Raw genomic sequence first — 19,493 nt, forward strand, 5'->3', positions numbered from 1 at the left:
CCTCCAGCGCCCATGACCGCGCCCGCGCTGTCCTCCATTGATGCCCTGGTGTTGGCCTTGCAGGGTGTGGGCTACTTTGCCGACCGGCGGCTGGCCACGGCGGTGTTCCTGGCGCTCAAGCTGCAGCGCCCGCTGCTTCTGGAGGGTGAGCCCGGCGTGGGCAAGACGGCGCTGGCCCAGGCGCTCTCCAAGGTGCTTGCGCGCAGCCTGATCCGCCTGCAGTGCTACGACGGCCTGGAGCAGCGCGAGGCACTGTACGAGTGGAATTACGCTGCCCAGCTGCTGCACATGCGGGCAGCTGAAATGTTGAACCCCACGCTCCGCACTGACGTGTCGTCGCTGCCCCCCGAGGGGGCGCTCGCCGCCTGGGGGCGGCCCGGCGGCGGCTCGGTAGCGCCCACGGCCACTGCCGCGCGCGATATCGAAGCAGAGGTCTACCAGGACCGCTACCTCATCCGCCGCCCGCTGCTGCAAGCCCTGCAGGCCCCCGCGCCCGGCGCGGTACTGCTGATCGACGAGGTGGACCGCGCAGACGAGCCCTTCGAGGCCTTTTTGCTCGAATACCTGGGCGAGTACCAGGTCAGCATTCCAGAGATCGGCACCGTGCGCGCCACGGCCACGCCGGTCACCATTCTCACCAGCAACCGCACGCGCGACCTGCACGACGCCGTCAAGCGCCGCTGCCTCTACCACTGGCTCGATTACCCCGAGCGCGAGCGCGAGCTGGCCATCGTGCGCGCCCAGGTGCCGGGCGCCAGCGAAGCGCTGGCCACGCAGGTGGCGGATTTTGTGGGCCGGCTGCGCAGCCAGCCGTTTGCCAACGCCTTTCAGCGTGCGCCGGGCATTGCCGAAAGCGTGGAGTGGGCCAAGGCGCTGGTGGCGCTCGACACCATCGTGGTAGACCCTGAAGTGGTGACGGATACGGCGGGCATTTTGTTCAAGCAGCGCGAGGATGTGGCGGCGCTCACCGCCGACATGGCAACGCAATTGCTCAAACCCTTGGCGGCAGAGGGCTGAGGCGTGCGGCGGTTCAGCAGCCAACGAGGGATCACGCAGCACTGCGTGGCCCGGTGCGCAGGAGCCTTCGCCAGCACTGTCCGGGCTGGGCTGGCTGAGGCCAGCAGCCAGCCCGGCGCATCGAACCGCGTGAACCCTGGTCAAGCGCCATCATGACCACGGTTTCCCAACTCGGCGATGCGCGCACCGGCAAGCTGGCCGACAACCTGAGCGGCTTTGGCCGCACCCTGCGCCGCGCAGGCGTGTGCGTGGATGCGGCCCGCATGGCGCTGGCCCAGCAGGCGGTGATGCTGGTAGGCCTGCGGCGCGATGATTTTTGCGCCGCCCTGGAGGCAGTGCTGGTGAGCCGCGAGCAGGACCGCCTGGTGTTCCGTGAGCTGTTTGATGCCTACTTTCGCAACCCCGATGTGGCCCAGAAACTGCTGGCGCAGATGCTGCCAAGCGCCGAATCCAGGACTGAGCCCGCCAGGCGCCGCCCGCGCGTGAGCGAGGCGCTGGCCCCTGTGCGGGCCGCGCGCAATGCGCCGCCCCGCGAGGACGACAAGGTGGATTTCGACGCCGCCATGACGGCCAGCGACCTGCAGCGCCTGCGCCAGGCCGACTTCAACCAGCTCTCGGCCAGCGAATACCTGCTGGTGGAGCGCCTGGCGCGTGACATTGCCTTGCCCCTGCCACGCTATGCGGCCCGCCGCACCCGGCCGGGCGTGCGCGGCAGCCGCCCGCACTGGCCCGGTGCCATGCACCACGCGGCCCGCAATGGGGGCGAGGTGCTGCGCATCCCACTGCTGCAGCGCCGCCAGCAACCGTTGCCGCTGCTGGTGCTGGTGGATGTGTCGGGCTCGATGGAGCGGTATGCGCGGCTGCTGTTGGCGTTTTTGCACGCTGCCACCGCGCCGCGCCACACCGGCGCCGCCTTGCGTCGCGATGTGTTTGCGTTTGGCACAGGGCTGACCGACCTCACGCCCGCCTTTCGGCTGGCCGACACCGACGCCATGCTGCAGCGGGCCAGCCATGCCATCACCGACTATGCCGGCGGCACGCGCATGGGTGACAGCCTTGCGCAACTGCGCCTGCACCATGCCCGGCGGCTGGTGGGGCGGCGCACGCTGGTGCTGCTGATCAGCGATGGCCTGGACACCGGCGCGCCCAAGGTGCTGGAGCAAGAGCTGGGCTGGTTGCGGCGCCACTGCGGCCGTCTGCTGTGGCTCAACCCCTTGCTGCGCTTTGACGGCTATGCGCCCACAGCGCGTGGGGCGTCGGTGCTGCACCGGCAAGTCCACGGCATGGTTGCGGTGCACAACCTGGGTCGTCTGCAGGATCTGGCGGGCAGCATGGCCGCGGTGTTGCGCCAGTAGTTGCACAAAACAGCAGATCACCACGATGATTCAGACCCACGCGAGAGGAATTCCCCATGGAAATGCAAGCCAGCCGCACCCTAGCCGTCAGCCAGCAACAGGCCTGGGAGGCGCTCAACGATCCCGAGGTGCTCAAGCTGTGCATCCCCGGTTGCGACAAGTTCGCGCCCGCGGGCAACAACCAGTACGCCGTGGCCATGGCCGTCAAGATCGGCCCGGTGTCTGCCAAGTTTGCGGGCAAGATCACGCTGGCCGACATCGTGCCGCCCGAGAGCTACACCATCGCCTTTGACGGTTCGGGCGGCGTGGCCGGCTTTGGCAAGGGCACGGCGCGGGTTCTGCTGGTGCCGCTGCTCGTTGATGGGGCAGGGCAGGACAGTTGCGAGCTCAACTACACGGTGCATGCCAGCGTGGGCGGCAAGATCGCCCAGCTGGGCCAGCGCCTGATCGACGGCGCCGCCAAAAGCATGGCCGAAGACTTCTTCAGGCGTTTTGACAACGAGATGCAGCGTCTTTACCCCCGCGATGACGATGCGCCGGACACGGTGCCCTCGGAATACGACCAACTGCACGATGCATCGGGCGCCGCGGCCGGTAAGGACAATCCCCCTGGAGGCATCCCGGTATGGGCGTGGGTGGTTGGCGCAGCGCTGCTGGTGGTGCTAGCGTTGTGGTTGAACTAGGAGCGTGGGCGGCAGAAGGCGCGCAGCGCAATGCAAATCTGAAATGGTGCGGTTGTAACTGGTGAAGGTGCCATGGAAAACCTGGATGTGATGGTGTTGCGCACCCTGCACGGCTGGCGTGCTGCCGGTCGGCGTGCTTTGCTGGCCACGGTGGTGCGCACCTGGGGCTCGTCGCCCCGGCCGGTGGGCTCCATCATGGCCTTGTGCGAAGACGGCGCCGTGGTGGGCTCGGTGTCGGGCGGCTGCATTGAAGACGACCTGATCGACCGGCACACCCGGGCTTATGCGCAGAGTGCGCCGCCAGACGTTGCACGCACCGATGCCGACCACCGCATTCCCAGTGGCCCGCCAACGTTCGTGAAATATGGCGTGTCTGCCGACGAAGCACACCGCTTTGGTCTGCCCTGCGGTGGCACGCTGGAATTGCTGCTGGAATACGACCCCGATCCTGTCAGCCTGGCAGAGTTGATCGCGGCGCTGGAAGCCGGCAGGCTGGTGCAGCGCAGCGTGCGTCTGGCCGACGGCGTGGTCACCCTGTCGCTGGCAACCACCCCCGGCGATCTGGTGGCCGATTCTGTGCAGATCACCAACTGCTTCGGGCCGGAATACCGCATGCTGCTCATCGGGGCGGGCCAGCTGGCCGAGTACCTGGCCACCATGGCGCAGTTCAGCGGCTTTGCCGTGACGGTGTGCGATCCGCGCGACGAATACCGGGCCGCCTGGGGCGTGCCGGGCGTCACCGTGGTCAACGACATGCCTGACGATGTGGTGCGGGCCTTCAAGCCTGACCGCCGCACCTGTGTGGTGGCCCTCACGCACGACCCCAAGCTCGATGACCTGGCGCTGCTGGAGGCGCTGAGCACCGACGCATTTTATGTGGGAGGCATTGGTTCGCGCCGCAACAACCAAGCCCGCAGGGCCCGCATGATCGAGCACTTCGATCAGACCGAAGAAGACCTTCTACGCCTGCGCGGGCCGATCGGCATCTACATCGGCAGCAAAACCCCCCCTGAGATCGCCGTGAGCGTGATGGCGGAAGTCCTGGCCGTGAAGAATGGCGTCACCCTGCCGCGCGACATGGAGGTTGCCCAGGCGAAAAACGTCCGCGAATGGCCTCAGGGCGAAACAGATGGTTTGGTGTGCGGGGTGCGGGCAGCTTAGCCAGGCCAACGGGGTGCTGCGGCCTGGGCTCCTGTCTGGGCCTGCCATGGCAGCTGCTTTCGCACATACAGCAGCAGGCCTTCGCAGGCGTCTTCTGCCAGGCCAAGCACTTCTTCAAACCCGGCGGGGCCACTGTAGTGAGGGTCGGGTGCCACGGGGCTGTTGAACCGCTGGCAGAACCCGGTCATGCGCCGCACCTTGCGGGCGTGCGGTGGCGGTGGGAATGTGCATCTCTACACCTCCGGCGATCAGGCCGCCATCACCACCGGTCCGCCCTTGGCAAGGCCGCGCTGGTAGGCCGGGCGTGCCGTCATGCGCTCTTTGTAGGCCAGCAGGTGGGGGCATGCGCGGGCCTGGCTGGCACGCGAGAGGACGGCCTCCACGGCAAAACTCATCTGGAAGTCGGCCATGGTCAGGTGCTCGCCCGCAAACCAGCGGTGGGTGGCCAAGTGCTTCTCCATGAAGTCGAGCGCGGTGTCCACGTTGGGGTCGATCAACTTCTTTTGTACTTTGCCGCACAGGGCCTTCGCGATGGGCTTCACGAAGAATGGCATGGGCTGGGTCGGAATGGTCATGAACACCAGTTTCATCACCAGCCAGTTCATCAGCGAGCCTTCGGCGTAGTGCATCCAAAAGCGGCACTGGCGGTGCTCGGTGGTGCGCGGTGTCGGCTGCAGGTGTGCCAAGTCGCCGCCGATCTGGGCGCCATAGGTTTCCACCAGGTATTCGATGATGGCGCCGGATTCAGCGATCACCTCATTGCCATCGGTGATCACGGGGGATTTGCCCAGGGGATGGATTTTCTTGAGTTCGGGCGGCGCCAGCCTGGTGGCCTTGTCGCGCTGGTAAACCTTGAGTTCGTAGGGAACACCCAATTCTTCAAGCAACCAGAGCACGCGCTGCGAGCGCGAAGTTTCAAGGTGGTGGACAGTGATCATGCGCGCCATCTTAGCGGCGCTGCGTCGGGCAGGTGCGCCCTGGTTTCAGGTTTACCGGGGCAGAAAAAAGAATGCCCTCAAGGCGAGGGCACCTTTGGCTGGCGAGGGGGCTTGGCCCCACGCCGATCAGCCGCCCTTTTTGGAGCGCTTGCCAGGGTTCTTCTTGCTGCGCGTAGCCACGCCACGCTCCAGGCTGACGCGCTGACCACGGCCAGACGTTGGCAGGCTCACGCCCGGCAGAGGCTTGGGTTGGGGGGTGCGCTTGCGGTCTGCTTCGGTAACGATCTTGTTGCCCATGGTAGGTCTCTGAGATAGTGGAAAAAAGAGTGATATTAGGCCACAGCCGATATCAGGGCCTTTCAGGAGGTCTTGTCTCCTCGATCTGCCGGATGCAAGGGCATGGGGCAAAGGGGGGGTTGGGCCCTGTGGGAATCGCGCCCTCCATTGCGTGATGAACCCTGCGGTCAGCCGGATGCCGCATTGGCTGCACCCGCAGCACGCGTGCTCACGGCGCCACAGAGAGTCTGGCCAGCACCTGGGGGTTGGCGTGTTGGTGGGCCTGCAAAACAAGGGCATCACCCGATCGGGTGCTGTCGTTGGCCAGATCGGACTGAACGAACATGTGGGTGAACCACGCCTCAAACCGGCCGCTGCGCCCGGTTGCAGTGACCAACTCCTTGCGCAGTTCCTGCAGATGGCTGGCTCCCGTGGTTTCGGGGGCACCGTGGGGAGATCCCAGTGCGGCCCACGCCTGCGCGGCACCGAAGGCCAGCGTGGCGCTGTCCATGCACCGGCACCAGGGGCTGGAGCGCACTGCGGCGGGTTGCAACTGGCGCTCCCTAAACCATTCGCCGACGCGTCGGGCCTGTGTCCGGACTGCGTCGCTGAGATTGCGCTGCGTACTGCAGTCGCCCAGGCGCAAGCCGGGCGGATCGAACGTGCCCGGCGCAAGGGCGTGGCGAAATACCACCACCACGCCCCCTTTGCGCAGCAGGGCCTCTGTGTCGGCGTTTTGTGTGGCCCAACCTTGCAAGGGGGCAAGGCCAAGCCCTGCCGCCAGCAGGGCGCGGCGGGTCAGGGCTGGTTCAGGCTGCCGGCAGGAAGGCATAGCCGTTGCCGGAAGCTTCCATGCGCCCAAACGCCGGGAACGGGAAGTGAAAACCGCCCAGCATGGCGTTGCTGGCAGTGATGCGTTGGAACACCTCGCGCCGCACCTTGCGCGCGGCTTCGGCATCCATGTCAAATGCCACCGCCCAGTCGGGGTTGCGCGCAAACAGCGCGGGCACATTGGTGAGGTCGGCCACATAAAAGAATTTCTGGCCCGATGAGGTCAGCTCAAACAGCGTGTGGCCGGGCGTGTGGCCGTAAGCGGCCACCGACTGGATACCCGGGGCAACTTGCGCACCCGCCGCAAACTGCACCAGCGTGTCTGCGGGCATGGCGGCAAAGGTGCGCCGCACGTTTTCGAACGCGCCTTTCATGCCGGCGGGCGCTGCGGCCATGCGGGCGTCGTCCATCCAGAAGGCGTGCTCGGCGGCGGGCACCATCACCTTGGCCTTGGGGAACATCAGCTCTCCTGCCTTGTTGCGCAGGCCGTTGATGTGGTCGCCATGAAAGTGGCTGATCAGCACCGTGTCGATGTCGGCCGCCTGCATGCCCGCTGCGCGCAGGCTGTCCAGCAGCTTGCCCGTGGTGGGGCCGCCAAACTCGCCCAGGCCCGTGTCGATGAGGATCCTGCGCCCGCCCGCCACCACCAGGAAAGGGGTGTAAGGCACATCGATGTAGTCCGTAGGCAAGCCCTGGGACGCCAGCAGCGCACGCACTTCGGTCAGCGGCGCGTTTTTCACAAACTCTTCGCCCAGCGGGCGGCGTGTGATGCCGTCGTTCAGGGCAAGCACCTCCACATCGCCCACCTTCATGCGGCGAAAGCCGGGGCTGGGCAGGGTGGGCGTGCCGAAGTTGGGCGCGTTCTGGGCCCATACCGGGACAAACGAGCCCGCTGCATAAACGGTGGTGGCCAGGCTTGCGCCAAGGAAGTGACGGCGTGACAGCATAAAACTCTCCAGTATTGGGTTGAACTAATCAGTCGCGACTGTAGCGCTGCCTGCGGATCTGCTGTGACCGTATGCACTAACCTGTTTGCAATGTGGGGCTTTTGGGGCTCGGCTCAGGGTGAGCCCCGGGTGTTTGGGTTATTCCAGCCCGAAAGCTTCACGCAGCGCTGCGCAAAAGTCTGCACCGCCACTGATCGTCAGGGTGATGGTGGTGCGCGGTGCTGCGGGGTTGCCTGCCACAGTGCACAGCTGACCGGAGGTTTCATCAAAATCCAGCAACAGCGGCGTGCTGATCTCTTGCACGCCTTGCAGGTCGTAGTGCCACGCGCCACCTTCTTCGAGGGGGGCGCAGGCATCGGGCCAATGCTGGTGTGCCCATGTCAGCACGGCACTGATTTCGGCGTGCAACGCAGCGATCTGTGCCGGCGCAACGCTGGCCATGGCATCAAAAGTGCCCACGCCATCGGCGTCTTCGCTGTAATCAAAATCCAGATAGTTCAGGTCCATGTTCGTCATTCAGGAGAGTGTCATGCCCAGGTGCGGCCCAGCGCCTGGGCGGCCTCGCCCAGCCGGGGCACTTGCTGCAGCGCCTGGGCCAGGGGCATGCGTGCGGCCGGTGCCTGCAGTGCCACTGCGCAACGTACCTGGCGGCGCCCGGTGCCCAGCACCGGCACGGCTACGCAGACCAGGCCATCTACAAACTCCTCCGCATCGGTGGCGTAGCCCTGCCGCAGGATCTGCTCCAGTTCGGCCTCCAGGGCGGCACGGTGGGTCAGCGTGGTGGCTGTGTGGCGGGTTAGGGGCAGGCCGTCCAGGATGGCGGCCCGGCGCGCGGGCGACAGGTGCGCCAGGAACAGCTTGCCACTGGCCGAACAGTGAATGGGCACGCGGGTGCCCGGCCGCAGCTCCATGCGCAGCGGAAAGGCCGATTCCACCCGGTCCAGATAGATCACCTCGGCGCCGCTCAGTGCCGTCAGGTTGCAGCTCTCGCCAATGTCGGCCACCAACTGGCGCAGCACGGCGTGGCGCACACCGTGCTGGGTGCCTGCACTGAGCGTGCTCTCGGCCAAGCGCAACAGGCGCGGGGCCGGGGTGTAGCGGCGGCCACCCGGCTCGCGGGCCAGCAAGCTGCCGGTTTCGAGCTGACCGAGCATGCGGTGCACGCTGGGCTTGGGCCAGCCGCTGGCCTCGATGGCATCTGCCAGGGTGAAAGGCCGGCCCCGGGCGCACATGATTTCCAGCAGTTCAAACAGCCGCAGGCTGGGGGATGAGTCAGGGCGTGTCATAAATCCCGAAATTCGAGACGAATCCGTAAAACATTTCGGGATTATTGAGCATTGTGGCTAAGCTGCAAAGCCATATCTCACAGGGACTCCATGGCAGAGACTTTCCAGAACGCGGTACTCACCGGCGCCTGCGGCGGCCTTGGGCAGGCGCTGGCGCGCGAGCTGCTAAGCCAGGGCGCCGTCGTGGCGCTGGTGGGGTTGCACCGGCCCAGCCTTCAGGCCCTGGCCGCGCTGGCGCCAATGCGGTGTGCCGTCTACACGCCCGACGTGGCGGACAGCACCGCCATGCAGGCCATGGCAGCCGACTGGATGTCTCGCCGGGGCACGCCCGACCTGGTCATTGCCAATGCCGGGGTGGCGGGTGGCTTCGATACGGCCGAGGCCGACGACCTGGCGGTGTTGCGCCGCATGCTGGAAGTCAATCTGCTGGGCGCGGCCACCACCTTTCAGCCTTTTGTAAAAGCCATGCGCGCGCAGCGACGCGGCGCGCTCGTGGGGGTGGCCAGCATTGCGGGCTGGCGCGGCATGCCTGGCAACGGCGCCTATTGCGCAAGCAAGGGTGGGTTGATCCGCTACCTGGAGAGCCTGCGTGCCGAGTTGCGCAGCGAGTCCATCGTCGTCAGCACGGTCAGCCCGGGTTATCTGCGCACCGCGCTCACGGCGGGCAACCGCTTTGCCATGCCCGGCCTCATGGAGCCCGAGGCGGCGGCCAAGGCCATGCTGGCGGGCATTGCCCGGGGCCGCACCCACATCGTTCTGCCGGCCCGCATCGGCTGGCTGGCCCGACTGCTCAACCTCTTGCCTGGCGCGCTGCACGACCGTCTGCTGCTGGGCCAGCCCCGCAAGCCGCGTGTGGGCGAGGCGGGGGCCACGGCCATCCCCGGCCTGTATCCGCCTGGCGAACCGCGTGAGTAAAAAAAGTCCCTTGCACCCGAAAGAAAAATACACATGAACCCCGAGACAACACCCACCGTGGTGGACACCCGAACGCAAGTCGCCCTGATCGGCGCAGGCCCCAGCGGACTGGCCGCTGCGCGCAACCTGCAAAAGGCTGGCGTGCCTTTCCAGGGCTTCGAAGCGCACACCGATGTGGGCGGCCTGTGGAACATCGAGAACCCACGCAGCACCGTGTACGAGTCTGCGCACCTCATCTCCAGCAAGCACACCACGGAGTTCACCGAATTCCCCATGCGCGCGGATGTGGCCGACTACCCCAGCCACCGCGAGATGCGGCAATACTTCATGGACTTTGCGGACCACTTCGGCTTGCGCCCGCATTACTGGTTTGGCACGCGGGTGCTCAAAGTCGAGCCCGTAGGAGAGGGCGCCGCGCCGCTGTGGCGCATCACCTGGAGCCAGCACGGTGGTCCGGCGCAGACGGCGGAGTTCAAGGGTGTGGTCATTGCCAACGGCACACTGGCCGAGCCGAACATGCCGCAATTTGAAGGCCAGTTTGACGGTGAACTGCTGCACACCAGCGCCTACAAGAGTGCCGAGCTGTTCAAGGGCAAACGCGTGCTGGTGGTGGGCGCGGGCAACTCGGGCTGCGACATCGCGGTGGATGCGGTGCATTACGCGCGCAGTGTGGATCTGTCGGTGCGCCGGGGCTACTACTTCGTGCCCAAGTACGTGTTTGGCAAGCCCGCCGACACGCTGGGTGGCAAGCGCCCGCTGCCACCCTGGCTCAAGCAGAAGATCGACAGCGTGGTGCTGCAGTGGTTTACCGGCGACCCCGCACGCTTTGGCCTGCCCAAGCCCGATTACAAGATGTACGAGTCCCACCCCGTGGTGAACTCGCTGGTGCTGCACCACCTGGGCCATGGTGACATCCATGTGAAACCCGACATCGCGCGCTTTGAGGGACACACGGTGCACTTCAAGGACGGCAGGGCACAGGACTATGACCTGGTGCTGTGCGCCACGGGCTACAAGCTGCACTACCCGTTTATTGACCACAGCCTGCTCAACTGGCAGGGCATGGCGCCGCAGCTGTACCTCAACATCCTCTCGCCGCGTTTCGACAACCTGGCCGTGATGGGCATGATCGAAGCCAGCGGCATCGGCTGGCAGGGCCGCTACGAGCAGGCCGAGCTGATGGCGCGTTTCTTCAAGGCGCAGGCAGAGGGATCGCCGCGCGCCGAAGCGCTGCGCCAGGCCAAGACAGGCCCGCAGCCCGATCTGTCGGGCGGCTTCAAGTACCTCAAGCTCGAACGCATGGCGTACTACGTGCACAAGGACACCTACCGCAATGCCGTGCGGACAGCCTCCGCCGCTTTGGCCTGAAAGGCTCACCATGCTGCCTGTCGACGAAATCCGTCTCAACTTCAACCCCGCATCGCTCGTGGCGCTCAACGTGGTGCTGGGCTTTCTCATGTTCGGCATCGCACTCGATACGCGTGTGGCCGACTTCAGGCGCGTGCTGCGCATGCCAGGAGCCATGGCAGTGGGCATTGCAGCGCAGTTCATCGTGCTGCCTGCGGTGACCTTTGTACTCACCCTGCTGCTCAAGCCCGGCCCCAGCATTGCGCTGGGCATGATCCTGGTGGCCTGTTGCCCGCCGGGCAATGTGAGCAATATCCTCACGCACCGCGCGGGCGGCAATGTAGCTCTGTCGGTGTCGATGACGGCGATCTCGAACGCGCTGGCCATCGTGCTCATGCCACTCAACTTTGCGTTCTGGGGCGGCTTGCACCCCACGGCGGCACCGCTGCTGCGCAGCATTGCGATTGACCCGCCGGAGATGGCGGCGCACATCGTGGCCATCATTGGCATTCCGTTCGTGCTGGGCATCTTGTGTGCAGAGAAGCTGCCGCGCTTTACCAAGCGCGTGACAAAACCCGTGCGCATCTTCAGCTTTGTCTGCCTGATCGGTTTCATCATCGGCGCCGTGGCGGGCAACTGGCGCTACTTCCTCGACTATGTGGGGCTGGTGTTGCTGGCGGTGGTGTTGCACGACGCGCTGGCTTTTGGCACCGGATATGCCTGCGCGCGGCTCAGTGGCCTGCCGGATTACGACCGCCGCGCCGTGACCATTGAAGTGGGCATCCGCAACGCCGGGCTGGGCCTGGTGCTGGTCTTCAGCTTCTTTGGTGGCCTGGGCGGCATGGCCGTGGTGGCGGGGGTCTGGGGATTCTGGGACATCGTCGCGGGCCTGATGCTGGCAGGATGGTGGGGCCGCAGGCCCGCCGTGGTGCCGCCTGTCGTTGGTGCCAAGGAGTCCGGCGCATGACTGATGCACCCTCATTGACAATGCGTCGCGTGCTGGTAACCGGGGCCGACGGCTTTCTGGGCCGGGGCGTAGTGGCTGCGCTGGCGCGTGAAGGCGTATCCACCCTGATCGCTGCCGACGTGCGCGAGGTGCCTGCCGAGCGCCGCCTGCCTGGCGTGATCTATCTGGTGCAGGACGTGCGTGACCCCGCGCTGGCGCAGACGCTCGCCGACCATGCCGTCGACAGCGTGGTGCATCTGGCCTCCATCGTCACGCCGGGCAAAGGATCCAGCCGTGAATTTGAATATTCCGTGGATGTCCTGGGCAGCAAGAATGTGCTGGCCGCCTGTGTGGCCACGGGGGTGAAACACATCGTGGTCAGCTCCAGCGGGGCTGCCTATGGTTACCACGCTGACCACCCGGCCTGGCTGCGGGAGACCGATGCACTGCGCGGCAACGAGGTTTTTGCGTATGCCCACCACAAGCGGCTGGTCGAAGAGATGCTCGCACAGTACCGCGCCGACCATCCCGCGTTGGCTCAGACGGTGCTGCGCATCGGCACCATCCTGGGCGAGCGGGTGGACAACCAGATCACCGCCCTGTTCGACAAACCCCGTCTGCTGGCCATTCGCGGCAGCGAGAGTCCGTTTGTCTTCATCTGGGACGAAGACGTGACCGGCGCCATCCTGCATGCACTGCGCACGCAGCGTGCGGGCTGCTTCAACCTTGCAGGCGATGGCGCGCTGCCCCTGCGCGAAATTGCCCGGCGCCTGGGCAAGCCGGTGCTGGAGCTCCCGGCAGGCCTGCTGCGCACCGCGTTGGCGGTGGGCTCCACATTGGGCGTGAGTCGCTACGGGCCGGAGCAGCTGGACTTTCTGCGCTACCGCCCCGTGCTACTGAACACCGCGCTCAAAGAGGTGCTGGGCTATGTGCCCGGCAAGACCAGCGCCCAGGCGTTTGATGCCTTCGTGGCGGCCCGCGCACACCAAGGGCGACCGGTGGCTGCTGCCGGGGCGCCAGCGGTGTCCGCATGACGGCGCTCGCACTGAGCCGCAGCGACCTTCTGCGCGCGCTCGCTGTGGTGGTTATCTGGGGGTTGAATTTTGTGGTCATGAAGCTGGGCTTGCAGGGCCTGAGCCCCATGCTGCTGGGCGCCTTGCGGTTCACTGCGGCGTCGCTGCCTTTTCTGTTGTTCGTGCCGCGCCCGGCCTTGCCCTGGCGGTTTGTGGTGGGCTATGGGTTGGCGCAGGGGCTGGGTCAGTTTGGTTTTCTGTTCCTCGGGCTGCAGCTGGGCATGACTGCGGGAATGGCCTCGGTGGTCATGCAGACGCAAGCGTTTTTTACCTTGCTGCTGGCTGGCCCTTTGCTGGGAGAGCGCGCCAAGCCCTGGCAGTGGTGGGGCCTGCTGCTGGCGTTTGGAGGATTGATGACGATAGGCCTGGCCCATGGCGAAGGGCCAGGGCAGATGACGCTGGCCGGTTTTGTGCTCACGCTCGGTGCGGCCTTCATGTGGGCGGTGTCCAACCTGGTGGCGCGGCGCGCGGCGCAGGTGGGAGCCTATGCGCCGTTCTCGTTCATCGTGTGGAGCAGCGTGGTGCCCATCGTTCCGTTCTTCGCGCTGGCCGTGTGGACCGAAGGTGCCAGCGCTTTGGCGGCGCAGTTGCAGGCCATCGATGGCACGGCGCTTCTCGCGGTGGGCTACCTGGCCTTTCTGGCCACTTTGCTGGCCTACACGCTGTGGACGCAGTTGCTGCAGCGCCATGCCGCCGGGCGGGTGACACCGTTTTCGCTGCTGGTGCCCGTGGTGGGGCTGTGGGCTGCCTATGTTTTCTTGGGTGAAACACCAGTGCCGCTGCAATGGGCGGGCGCCGCAGCCGTACTGTGTGGCCTGGTGATCAACCAGGTCGGCGGATGGCTGTGGGCGCGGCGCGCTTCGTAAAATTGCTTCTTTTCCGCAAAGGAACAGGGTGGCCGACAACGTGGTTTTGCAGGTGGAGGGCCTGTGTTTTTTTTATCCCGAATCTGGGGTGCTGAACCAATGGTCGGTGGCGCTGCCCGCAGGTCTTGCGCTGGTGCGCGGCGATGAGAGCAGCGGCAAGACCACGCTGCTGCGCCTGCTGGCGGGGAAACTGACCGCACAGGCTGGTTGCATCACGCTGCAGGGCGTGAGCCTGAGTGACGCGCCCACGGCCTACGCGCAGAAGGTCTTCTGGGTCGATCCGCGTTCTGATGACCTGGACAAGCTCACTGCCCGCGCCTGGCTTGATGGCTTGCCCGCAAGCTGTCCGCTGTGGGATGCCGCTGCGCTGGCCGCGCACACCGAGGGGTTCTCGCTGAACGAGCATCTGGACAAGCCGCTTTATGCGTTGTCCACCGGCAGCAAGCGCAAGGTGCTGATGGCAGGGGCGCTGGCCTCGGGCGCGCCGCTGACGCTCATCGACGAGCCTGTGGCAGGGCTGGACAAGCCGTCTTTTCAGTACCTCGCGAGGGCCTTGACATCGGTGGCTGCCCAGCCAGGCCGGCTGGTGGTGGTCGCTCACTATGAAAAACTGGCCGGTGTGCCCTGGGGCACTGTGGTCGATCTGGCGCGAACCTGATCGCCCTCTGAGGGAGTCGGCGCCAAACCAACGGCCCGCCGGGGGGCTGCCTGAGAACGTGAACACGTTCTTATGCTGATCGGCTTGGCTTGCAAGGACCGCTTCATCATGGATGCGCTTTTGTTTGTGCCCGTGGCCATTGCCATCTCGCTGACCCCGGGGCCCAATAACTTTTGTGGCCTCAACAACGGCATCCGCGCTGGCGTAGGTGCGGCCCTGGTGGCCACGGTGGGGCGTGTGGCGGCGTTTGCGATTTTTTTGTGCATCTCGGCCGTGGGCCTGGGCGCCATGCTGCTGGCCTCTGTAGCGGCTTTCACGGCGGTGAAATGGGTGGGGGCTGGCTATCTTTTCTGGCTGGGATGGCGGGCCTGGCATAGCCGCGAGTTCAGCGGTCTGGCGCTGGTGGAAGGTGAGGGTGCTTTGGCGGTTGATGCCCCCTTCAGCCTGCGCGCCCTCATCGCGCAGGAGTTTCTGCTGGGCATTACCAACCCCAAGGCCATCATCCTGTTTGCTGCCATCTTTCCGCAGTTCATCGATCCGGGGCAACCCGCCGCACGGCAATTTGTGGTGCTGGGGTCCATCTATCTGGCCAGCGAGTTTGTATCCACCGCGGCGTATGCCACGGGCGGCAGGCAGATTCGCCGGTTCATCCGCACCTCGCGCGGGGTGGTGCGGCTGAACAAGGCCACCGGCGGGTTCTTCATGGGAGCAGGCGGCCTGTTACTGGCCACCAACCGCTGACAACGTGAGTACGTTGTAAAACCCGGGCACAGCAGCCGACCATTGCCGGATGCAATCAGGGGCGTTGCGGTGGGTGGCTACCATTGCCCGACTTCACTTTGCCGCGCCTCCCATGCTGTCCCAACGTATTTTTCGCTCCCCGGTGCGTTCTGCTTTGCGCCAGAAAGGACGCGTGTTCTGGTGGTGGTTGCTGGTGGTGCTGGCGCTCGCAGCGGGCGGGGGTTGGTGGTGGAAACAGCGCCAGGCAGGCCCAGATGGGTCCAGCGCCACGGCCGGAGCCTCAACGGCGGAGGCGCGCGGGCCGGGGCGCTTCAGTGCTGGCGGGCAGGTGCAACCGGTGTCGGTGGGCGTGGTGCGGCGCCAGGATGTGCGCGTAATGGTCCAGGCCATTGGCACCATGAGTGCACGCGCCACGGCGGTGGTGCGGGCCAAGGTCAGCGGCGAGCTGACGGCGCTGCATTTCAAAGAGGGCCAACAGGTCAAGGCGGGCCAGTTGCTGGCCGAGATCGATGCGCGCAGCTACCAGGCCGCGTTGAGCCAGGTGCAGGGGAACCTGCAGCGCGATCAGGCGTTGCTGACGAATGCGCAACTCGATCTGCAGCGCTACAAAGACCTGCTGGCCCAGGATTCGATTGCCACCCAGCAGGTGGACACGCAGGCGGCCCTGGTGCGCCAGCTTGAGGGCACTGTGGCTGCCGGACGCGCGCAGGTGGATGCGGCCCGCCTGCAACTGGGCTACACGCGCATCACGGCGCCCATTGCCGGGCGCCTGGGCCTGCGCCAGGCCGACCGGGGCAATGTGGTCGGCCCTGCGGACGCCAATGGCATCGTCACCATCAACCTCGTCCAGCCCATCGATGCGGCCTTTGCCGTGCCCGAGGCGCATCTGGCGCAAATCAACCAGCGCCTGCACCAAGGTGCAGAGCTGCCCGTGGAGCTGTGGGACCGCGAGCAAAAGCAGCGCCTGGCACGCGGGCGCCTGGGCGCGGTCGACAATGCCATCGACCCCAGCACCGGCACCATCAAGGCGAAGGCCGCGTTTGCCAATGAGGACGGCGGGCTGTTCCCCAACCAGTTTGTCAATGTGCGGCTGCAGCTCAACTTGTTGCCCAATGCGCTCACCGTGCCGGGCACGGCGGTGCAGAACAACCATGTCTACCTGGTGCAGCCCGATGGCACGGTGACCCAGCGGCGCGTTCGCGTCGGCGTGACCGATGGGGACCGGGTCAGCGTGGACGGCGACCTGAAAGATGGCGACCAGGTCGTGACCGACGGCATCGACCGCCTGCGCGAAGGCACCAAGGTGGGCGTGATCGAGGCAGCGGCCGTTGCGCGCTGAAATCATGCACCGCGCCGTGCCGGCACTGCTGCCATGAACCTCTCGCGCATCTTCATCCTGCGCCCCATCGCCACGTCACTGATCATGGTGGCGCTGCTCATTGCAGGCTTGCTGGCTTACCGGCTGCTGCCCATCTCGGCCCTGCCCGAGGTGGACTACCCCACCATTCAGGTCACCACGCTGTACCCCGGCGCCAGCCCTGACGTGATGACGTCCAACGTCACCGCCCCGCTGGAGCGCCAGTTTGGGCAGATGCCGGGCCTGTCGCAAATGTCGTCCACCAGCTCGGGCGGGGCATCGGTCATCACGCTGCGTTTTGCGCTCGACATGGCACTGGATGTGGCCGAGCAGCAGGTGCAGGCGGCCATCAACGCGGGCAGCAACCTTCTGCCCAATGACCTGCCGATGCCGCCGATCTACAGCAAGGTCAACCCCGCGGACGCGCCCATTCTCACGCTGGCCATCACCTCGCCCTCGCTGCCCGTCATCCGCCTCAACGACCTGGTGGAAAACCGCCTGGCACCCAAGCTCTCGCAGGTCAATGGCGTGGGGCTGGTGGCCATTGCAGGCGGGCGCCGCCCGGCGGTGCGCATCCAGGCCAACCCTGCTGCGCTGGCCAGCCTCGGTCTGACGCTGGAGGATGTGCGCACCGTGATCGCGGCCGCCAACGTCAAGCAGGCCAAGGGCGGCTTTGATGGCCCGGCGCGCGCTTCGACCATCGACGCCAACGACCAGTTGCAGTCCGCACAGGAATACCGCGACCTCATCCTGGCCTTCAAAAACGGCAACCCCATCCGCCTGCGCGATGTGGCGCAAACGGTGGACGATGCCGAGAACACCCGCCTGGCTGCCTGGGCGGGCACGCCCGAAACCGGATCGCGCGCTGGCGTCATCCTCAACATCCGCCGCCAGCCCGGTGCCAACGTGATCGACACGGTCGATCGCATCAAGGCCCTGCTGCCCCAGTTGCAGGCCACGCTGCCCGCGTCGATGGATGTGCAGGTGCTCACCGACCGCACCACCACCATCCGCGCCTCTGTCAAAGACATGCAGACCGAGCTGGCGCTGGCCATTGGCCTGGTGGTGGCGGTGATCTTTGTGTTCTTGCGCAGCGCCTCGGCCACGCTCATCCCCAGCTTTGCGGTGCCGCTGTCGCTGGTGGGCACGTTTGGGGTGATGTATCTGGCGGGTTTTTCCATCAACAACCTCACGCTCATGGCGCTGACCATTTCCACCGGCTTTGTGGTGGACGACGCCATCGTGATGATCGAGAACATTGCCCGCTACGTGGAAGAGGGCGAGCCACCGCTGCAGGCTGCGCTCAAGGGCGCCAAACAGATCGGCTTCACCATCATCTCGCTCACCATTTCGCTCATTGCGGTGCTGATTCCGCTTTTGTTCATGGGCGATGTGGTGGGGCGGCTGTTCCATGAATTTGCCATCACCATGGCGGTGGCCATCTTGCTGTCGGCCGTGGTGTCGCTCACGCTCACGCCCATGCTGTGCGCGCGCCTGCTGCGCCACACGCCCGAAGAAAGCCACGGCCGCCTGTACCAGGCCACCGGCCGGTTATTTGACCGCACCATCGCCCACTATGGCCGTGCGCTGCAGTGGGTGCTGAACCGCCGGGGCCTGACCTGGCTGGCCTTTGGCGCCACGCTGGTGCTGACGGTGGTGCTGTATTTGTGGGTGCCCAAGGGATTCTTCCCGGTGCAGGACACCGGCACGCTGCAGGCCACCACCGAGGCCGACCAGTCCATCTCGTTTGCCGCGATGGCCGAGCGCCAGCAGCAGCTGGTCGAGCGCATCCTCCAAGACCCGGCCGTCAAAAGCGTGTCGTCCTTCATCGGCGTGGATGGCGCCAATACCACGCTCAACACCGGCCGCCTGCTCATCGACTTGATGCCCCACGACCAGCGCGACCGTGCCCCCGTGGTGCTGCGCCGCCTGGCCGACAACACGCGCGATCTGGCAGGCATACGCCTGTATGCCCAGCCGGTGCAAGACCTCACCATTGAAGACCGCGTGGCGCGTACGCAATACCAGTTGCTGCTTTCGTCGCCCGACATGGCGCAGCTGCAGACCAGCACGGCCGACCTGGTGCAGCGCATGCGCGCCCTGCCGCAACTGGCCGACGTGGCCAGCGACCTGCAAAACCAGGGCCTGCAGGCCTTTGTGCAGATTGACCGCGCCCAGGCCAGCCGGCTGGGCGTGACGGTGGCGGGCATCGACACCGCGCTGTACAACGCCTTTGGCCAGCGGCTCATCTCCACCATCTTCACGCAGTCCAATCAATACCGCGTGGTGCTGGAGGTGGCGCCCCAGTTCAAGCTGGGCCCCGAGGCGCTGAACAGCATCTACGTTGCGTCCAGCGCCGGCAAACCGGTGGCGCTGTCATCGGTGGCCCGCATTGAAGAGCGCAGCATGCCCCTGGCCGTGAACCATGTCGGCCAGCTGCCTGCTGCCACCATATCGTTCAACACCGCACCGGGCATGGCGCTGGGCGATGCCGTCAAGGCCATCCAGGCCGAGCAGGCGGCGGCGCGTGAGGCCGGTGCGTTGCCACTGGCGGTGGACACGGGCTTTCAGGGCGCGGCGCTGGCATTTCAGGCTTCGTTGTCGAACACGCTGCTGCTCATCCTGGCGGCGGTGGTCACCATGTACATCGTGCTCGGGGTGCTGTATGAGAGCACCATCCATCCGGTCACCATCCTCTCGACCTTGCCATCGGCAGGCGTGGGGGCGCTGCTGGCGCTGTGGCTGGCGGGGCTGGATGTGGACATCGTGGCGGTGATCGGCATCGTGCTCTTGATTGGCATCGTCAAGAAGAACGCGATCATGATGATCGACTTTGCGCTGGAGGCGCAGCGCGACCAGGGGCTGCCCGCGCGGGAGGCGATATACCGGGCTTGTCTGCTGCGGTTTCGGCCGATTTTGATGACGACGCTGGCTGCTTTGTTGGGTGCGTTGCCGTTGATGTTGGGCACTGGCGTGGGCAGTGAGTTGCGGCATCCGCTGGGGGTGACGATGGTGGGGGGGCTGATCGTGAGCCAGTTGCTCACGCTGTTTACGACGCCGGTGATTTATTTGACGTTTGAGGGGTGGGCTGAGAGG

At 65.8% G+C, this 19,493-nt stretch carries 19 protein-coding genes and 1 pseudogene; 13 read left to right on the forward strand and 7 right to left on the reverse strand.

Annotated elements, in window-relative coordinates:
- Positions 1-12 precede the first annotated feature (12 nt).
- From DTW89_RS07970 to DTW89_RS07985, 4 genes are all read left to right on the forward strand, one after another.
- Positions 13-1,017, forward strand: a complete 1,005-nt coding sequence (locus DTW89_RS07970; RefSeq protein ID WP_114655547.1) for an AAA family ATPase — start codon at positions 13-15, stop codon at positions 1,015-1,017.
- 152 nt (positions 1,018-1,169) lie between these two features.
- The gene (locus DTW89_RS07975; protein WP_114655548.1) at positions 1,170-2,372 is read left to right on the forward strand and encodes a vWA domain-containing protein; all 1,203 of its coding nucleotides are present in this window, start codon (positions 1,170-1,172) and stop codon (positions 2,370-2,372) included.
- 56 nt (positions 2,373-2,428) lie between these two features.
- On the forward strand, positions 2,429-3,055 hold the full coding sequence (locus DTW89_RS07980; protein ID WP_114655549.1) for a CoxG family protein: 627 nt from the start codon (positions 2,429-2,431) through the stop codon (positions 3,053-3,055).
- Positions 3,056-3,127: 72 nt separating this feature from the next.
- Complete coding sequence (locus DTW89_RS07985) at positions 3,128-4,216, forward strand: XdhC family protein (protein ID WP_114655550.1); 1,089 nt, start codon at positions 3,128-3,130, stop codon at positions 4,214-4,216.
- Here DTW89_RS07985 and DTW89_RS07990 read toward each other — a convergent pair.
- The 7 genes from DTW89_RS07990 to DTW89_RS08015 form a co-directional block, all read right to left on the reverse strand.
- Complete coding sequence (locus DTW89_RS07990) at positions 4,213-4,404, reverse strand: hypothetical protein (protein ID WP_114655551.1); 192 nt, start codon at positions 4,402-4,404, stop codon at positions 4,213-4,215. The two genes, DTW89_RS07985 and DTW89_RS07990, sit on opposite strands and share 4 nt — an antisense overlap.
- 60 nt (positions 4,405-4,464) lie before the next feature.
- Complete coding sequence (locus DTW89_RS07995; protein ID WP_201740968.1) at positions 4,465-5,154, reverse strand: glutathione S-transferase family protein; 690 nt, start codon at positions 5,152-5,154, stop codon at positions 4,465-4,467.
- A gap of 126 nt (positions 5,155-5,280) precedes the next feature.
- A complete protein-coding gene (locus DTW89_RS19515; RefSeq protein WP_198314713.1) occupies positions 5,281-5,451 on the reverse strand; it encodes a hypothetical protein in 171 nt (56 codons plus the stop codon).
- Between the two features lie 208 nt (positions 5,452-5,659).
- Complete coding sequence (locus DTW89_RS08000; protein ID WP_114655553.1) at positions 5,660-6,262, reverse strand: histidine phosphatase family protein; 603 nt, start codon at positions 6,260-6,262, stop codon at positions 5,660-5,662.
- Entirely contained in the window at positions 6,240-7,208 is a 969-nt protein-coding gene (locus DTW89_RS08005) for an MBL fold metallo-hydrolase (RefSeq protein ID WP_114655554.1), read from the reverse strand. The genes DTW89_RS08000 and DTW89_RS08005 overlap by 23 nt, the downstream gene beginning before the upstream one ends.
- Positions 7,209-7,346: 138 nt before the next feature.
- Positions 7,347-7,715: a hypothetical protein gene (locus tag DTW89_RS08010; protein WP_114655555.1), complete on the reverse strand. Its 369-nt coding sequence runs from the start codon at positions 7,713-7,715 to the stop codon at positions 7,347-7,349.
- A 20-nt stretch (positions 7,716-7,735) separates the two neighbouring features.
- Positions 7,736-8,494, reverse strand: coding sequence for an IclR family transcriptional regulator (locus tag DTW89_RS08015; protein WP_114655556.1), 759 nt, complete (start codon positions 8,492-8,494; stop codon positions 7,736-7,738).
- Positions 8,495-8,584: 90 nt separating this feature from the next.
- On the opposite strand from DTW89_RS08015, the gene DTW89_RS08020 reads away from it, so the two are divergent.
- The 9 genes and pseudogenes from DTW89_RS08020 to DTW89_RS08060 form a co-directional block, all read left to right on the forward strand.
- On the forward strand, positions 8,585-9,409 hold the full coding sequence (locus DTW89_RS08020; RefSeq protein ID WP_114655557.1) for an SDR family oxidoreductase: 825 nt from the start codon (positions 8,585-8,587) through the stop codon (positions 9,407-9,409).
- Positions 9,410-9,442: 33 nt separating this feature from the next.
- Positions 9,443-10,777 (forward strand): flavin-containing monooxygenase, encoded by a 1,335-nt coding sequence (locus DTW89_RS08025; protein WP_114655558.1) that lies wholly within the window; start codon positions 9,443-9,445, stop codon positions 10,775-10,777.
- 10 nt (positions 10,778-10,787) lie between these two features.
- The gene (locus DTW89_RS08030) at positions 10,788-11,723 is read left to right on the forward strand and encodes a bile acid:sodium symporter family protein (RefSeq protein ID WP_114655559.1); all 936 of its coding nucleotides are present in this window, start codon (positions 10,788-10,790) and stop codon (positions 11,721-11,723) included.
- Positions 11,720-12,736, forward strand: a complete 1,017-nt coding sequence (locus DTW89_RS08035; protein ID WP_114655560.1) for an NAD-dependent epimerase/dehydratase family protein — start codon at positions 11,720-11,722, stop codon at positions 12,734-12,736. Before DTW89_RS08030 ends, DTW89_RS08035 begins: the two co-directional genes overlap by 4 nt.
- Entirely contained in the window at positions 12,733-13,641 is a 909-nt protein-coding gene (locus DTW89_RS08040; RefSeq protein WP_114655561.1) for an EamA family transporter, read from the forward strand. Before DTW89_RS08035 ends, DTW89_RS08040 begins: the two co-directional genes overlap by 4 nt.
- A gap of 28 nt (positions 13,642-13,669) precedes the next feature.
- On the forward strand, positions 13,670-14,299 hold the full coding sequence (locus tag DTW89_RS08045; RefSeq protein ID WP_114655562.1) for an ABC transporter ATP-binding protein: 630 nt from the start codon (positions 13,670-13,672) through the stop codon (positions 14,297-14,299).
- A gap of 108 nt (positions 14,300-14,407) precedes the next feature.
- The gene (locus DTW89_RS08050; RefSeq protein WP_114655569.1) at positions 14,408-15,040 is read left to right on the forward strand and encodes a LysE family translocator; all 633 of its coding nucleotides are present in this window, start codon (positions 14,408-14,410) and stop codon (positions 15,038-15,040) included.
- A gap of 112 nt (positions 15,041-15,152) precedes the next feature.
- A pseudogene (locus DTW89_RS08055) lies at positions 15,153-16,376 on the forward strand (efflux RND transporter periplasmic adaptor subunit); the annotation flags it as partial.
- Positions 16,377-16,412: 36 nt separating this feature from the next.
- Positions 16,413-19,493, forward strand: a 3,081-nt coding sequence (locus tag DTW89_RS08060) for an MdtB/MuxB family multidrug efflux RND transporter permease subunit (RefSeq protein WP_114655564.1), incomplete at its 3' end; no start/stop codon positions are given.

The sequence above is a fragment of the Acidovorax sp. BoFeN1 genome, from assembly GCF_003345135.1.
GTDB classification, from domain to species: Bacteria; Pseudomonadota; Gammaproteobacteria; order Burkholderiales; family Burkholderiaceae_C; genus Acidovorax; species Acidovorax defluvii.